The sequence below is a fragment of the Cupriavidus sp. HPC(L) genome (assembly GCF_000307735.3).
In the GTDB taxonomy this organism is placed as follows: domain Bacteria; phylum Pseudomonadota; class Gammaproteobacteria; order Burkholderiales; family Burkholderiaceae; genus Cupriavidus.
Map to the genome: position 1 here is coordinate 1 of NZ_AMPR02000286.1, position 3,079 is coordinate 3,079.

A 3,079-nucleotide genomic window follows, 5' to 3' on the forward strand; every position below is an offset into this window, starting at 1 on the left:
CCGGCGCCGACCGCACGGCCGACCAGCGCGGTCAGCGCCGAGCCCACGCCGAAGGCCAGCGGGATCATCAGGAATTCGAGCCGCGCCGAGATGCCGTAGGCCGCAACGGCCGCGGTACCGTAGGGGCGCAACTGCGCGGTGACCAGGATCGTTGCCAGATTGGCCAGCGCGGCAAGCCCGCAGGCGACCAGCCCGACCGACAGGATGCGCTGGAACAGTGCCGCGTTCGGGCGCACGCGCAGCACCGGCACGAAGCCGGCGCCGCCGCGCAGCACGACCACCGCCATGCCGAGTGCCGCGGCCCACGACACCAGCGCGAAGGCCGCGCCGATACCGGCCAGCCCCATCCCGCCGGGTTCGGCCAGCGCCCAGGCCAGCAGCGGGAAGGCGATCCACATCAGGCACAGCACGCGCGCCGCCAGCGCATGGCGGCCGCCGCCGCGCAGCACCGACGCCATCGTGTTGGCCAGCCAGGCCGGCACCGCGCCCGCGCCGAACAGCCAGATCGCATAGCTCGCGGCGGCCTCGGCGGCGGTCGCACCGGCCACCGCGCCGAGCACGGCATGCGGAAAGCCCGCCAGCGCGATCGCGAAGCCGAGGCCGGCCAGCACGGCGATGATCAGCGCATGCAGCACCAGCGCCGAGGCGTCCTCGCGCTTGCCGGCGCCGAGCGCGCGAGCGATCGCGGATACCACGCCGCCGCCCATCGCGCCGGTCGACATCTGCTGCAGCAGCAGCGCGAACGGCAGCACGACGGCCCAGCCCGCCAGCGCCGCGGTGCCCTGGCGCGCCGCCAGCCAGGTCTCGATCAATTGCGCGACGGCCTGCAGCAGCGCGATCAGGCTGGTCGGCGCGGCCAGCTTGACGATGGCACGCAGCACCGCGCGAGGTGCCGCCGTGTCGGCAGCGGCAGGTTCACGCAGGGGGGCGGCTGCGGTAGCGGCAGTCGACAAGGCCGCGGCCGGTGCGGCGCCCCGTACTGCGCCCCGTACTGCGCCCCGTACGGCGTCATGCAGTTCGGTCATCGCCTGCCTCCGTGGCTTCGACGGTGTCGGCTTCGGGCGCGAAGCGGCGGCGCAGGTGGTGGCCGGCCGCGGGGCCGGCGGTGACGCGCAGGTCGTCCAGCGTGACGGCGCTGCCGTCGGCGCGGGTCAGCGCCGGGGCGGCGATCTCGTCGCCGGTGCGCCGGTCCAGCAGCACCGTCATCGGACCGCGGTCGGTCATCCAGCGGTCGGCCCAGGCCTTCAGTGCGACGAAGGCGGGGAAGAAGTCCCGGCCCTTGTCGGTCAAGTGGTAGTGGTGGCGTGCGCCGCCGTCGGCCGGCACGCGCTCGAACATGCCGTGCTCGACCAGCGTCTTCAGCCGGGCGCTGAGGATGTTGGGCGCGATGCCGAGGTTGCGTTGGAAGTCGTCGAAGCGCGTGCTGCCGTAGAAGGCCTCGCGCATCAGCAGGATCGCCCAGCGCTCGCCCAGTACTGCCATCGATCGGGCGATCGGGCAGGGCATGCTGGCAAAGTCGGTGTGGCCCACGTCTCCTCCGTTTGGGACAGCCAATGACGCAATCAGTCGATCGCGAAATGGCTTTTACTTTCAATTTGCAAGCATTCTAGCTTGCAATTTGAAAGCGTGTGGGGAGCGGTTGGCTGCGAGCGGTTTGGTCGGGTCCGGTCGCCGTTCAGGCGGAACCGTCGGGCGCGTCGCGGAACACTGGCAAGGCGGGGATCTGCTCGCGCAGGAAGTCGATCAGCGCCCGCGTCGCCATTGGCGGATGCGGGTTCGGCGTGGTGATCAGATAAAGCCGGTCGCCCAGCCCTTCCGGCCGCCAGTCGGGCAGCACCTTGACCAGCCGGCCGGCGTGCGCGTCCTGCCAGCCGGCATAGACCGGCAGCAGGCAGACGCCGTGGCCGGCCTGCACCGCGCGGATCAGGAAGGGGAAGTGTTCGGACTGTAGCCGCGGCAGCAGCTGCACCGCGTCGCGTTGGTCGCCGCGCGTCAGATGCAGCTCGAACGGGCGGGCGAAGTAGGGCGGGCACAGGAAGTCGGTCGCGGCGAGGTCCGCCGGCACCCGGATCGGTCCAGTCCGTTCCAGATAGGACGGCGCCGCATAGAGGCCCCATTCGATCGCGCAGACATCGCGCGCCACGTGGTCCAGCGGCGGCTGCGAGGTGACCTTCAGCGCCACGTCGATCTCGGCGGCGATCAGGTCGTTGACGCGATTGTTGAAGAACACGCGCAGGGTGATGCCCGGATGCCGCTCGGCGAACGCCAGCAGCAGCGGTGCGACGAAGCTGTCGCCCAGGCCGGTCGGCACGCTCAGGCGCACATGGCCGCGCAGCGTCTTGCCCAGGCTGTCGATCTCGGCCTGCGCCGACGCGACCTCGCGCAGGATCGCCAGCCCATGGCGGTACAGCGCGTGGCCGGGTTCGGTCAACTCCAGCCGGCGTGTGGTTCGGCGCATCAATTGCGCGCCCGACTGGGCCTCCAGTTCGCGCAGCTGCCGGCTGACCTGCGAACGCGTGACGCCGCGCCGGCGGCCGGCCTCGGCCAGGTTGCCGGCGTCGACGATATCGACGAAGGCCTGGATCAGGTTCAGGTCCATGGTGCGTCCATCGGGGATTGCCTGGGGGATTGTCGCGCTGGGCTCAACATTGTGCTGCGTGGGGCGACAATTGTCGATGACGATGCCCGCCGTTACAGTGACCGGTCAATATGGCGCCCGTGTCCCGATGCCGATGTCCCGGGCACGCATGGGGCGCCCAGCGTAAAGGAGCACTCGAATGGCGGCGGACCTCTGGTTCCAGGATCTTCATCGCAGCGGCGACGAACTGTTGTCGCGCGGCAGCCGGCTGGCCGGCGGCCTGCGCGCGCTCGGCGTGGCGGAGGGCGATGTGATCGCCGTGCTGCTGCGCAACGACGCGCCGTTCGCCGACATCGTTCACGCCTGCCGCACCGCCGGCTGCTACTACTGCCCGATCAACTGGCATTTCACGGCGGACGAGGTCCGCTACCTGCTCGAGGACAGCGGTGCCAAGGTGCTGATCGCCCATGCCGACCTGCTGCCCGCGGTGCAGGCGGCGGT

4 protein-coding genes are annotated in these 3,079 nt (G+C 71.0%); 1 reads left to right on the forward strand and 3 read right to left on the reverse strand.

Going from position 1 to position 3,079, the window contains the following annotated elements; all coding sequences use genetic code 11:
- The 3 genes from B551_RS15730 to B551_RS15740 form a co-directional block, all read right to left on the reverse strand.
- Positions 1-1,025 (reverse strand): MATE family efflux transporter (locus tag B551_RS15730; RefSeq protein ID WP_083492624.1); only part of this gene is annotated, 1,025 nt, incomplete at its 3' end.
- Positions 1,009-1,530: a helix-turn-helix domain-containing protein gene (locus B551_RS15735; protein ID WP_023264494.1), complete on the reverse strand. Its 522-nt coding sequence runs from the start codon at positions 1,528-1,530 to the stop codon at positions 1,009-1,011. The genes B551_RS15735 and B551_RS15730, both read right to left, overlap by 17 nt.
- A gap of 145 nt (positions 1,531-1,675) precedes the next feature.
- Positions 1,676-2,599 (reverse strand): LysR family transcriptional regulator, encoded by a 924-nt coding sequence (locus tag B551_RS15740; protein WP_006579833.1) that lies wholly within the window; start codon positions 2,597-2,599, stop codon positions 1,676-1,678.
- A 178-nt stretch (positions 2,600-2,777) separates the two neighbouring features.
- Here B551_RS15740 and B551_RS15745 point away from each other — a divergent pair.
- A partial coding sequence (locus tag B551_RS15745; RefSeq protein WP_043440152.1) for an AMP-binding protein occupies positions 2,778-3,079 on the forward strand: 302 nt, incomplete at its 3' end.